We start from the raw sequence: 433 nt of genomic DNA, 5'->3' as shown, positions 1-433 counted from the left end.
ATCTTGCTTTGCGTCGTGGCTCTGAGTTCCTGGTCTGCCGGCGCGAGAGCCTGTCGAGCCGCAAGGTCGGCAAGCTCAGGCGCGCCAATAGCTTCGGCCAGGGCGATGAGAGTGGCCCCTTGCTCTCGAAGCTGCTGGACGTACCGTAGCCGAGATTCCACGGCGGCGAGATCCGCCTTTGACATCGACAATTGCTGGCTGAGGTCGGCCCGTTCCCTGGCTGCATTGTCCGCCGAGCCTTGGTCGATGGCTCCGTGACTCAGCCGATATTTCTCAAGGCGGTCAGCCGCTGCCTGCAGATCATTTTGCAGCCCGGGCAGACTGGCGGTGATTGCATCGAGCTCTTGCTGGTCGGATGCCTGCCTTTTCTTCGTTAGGGTGTCGACATAAACCTGAGCGAATGTGTTGGCCACGAGCGCCGCCCGCGCGGGGC

General features: G+C 62.4%; 1 pseudogene. It reads right to left on the bottom strand.

The window, feature by feature from the left end:
- Positions 1 to 413 (bottom strand): annotated as a pseudogene (locus EN939_RS37645) (GumC family protein); the annotation flags it as partial.
- Between the last annotated feature and the right edge of the window lie 20 nt (positions 414 to 433).

It is taken from the genome of Mesorhizobium sp. M7A.F.Ca.CA.002.05.1.1, from assembly GCF_003998335.1.
Lineage (GTDB): Bacteria > Pseudomonadota > Alphaproteobacteria > Rhizobiales > Rhizobiaceae > Mesorhizobium.
The sequence above is the reverse complement of the archived record's forward strand: the minus strand, read 5'-3'. Positions and strand labels throughout refer to the sequence as shown.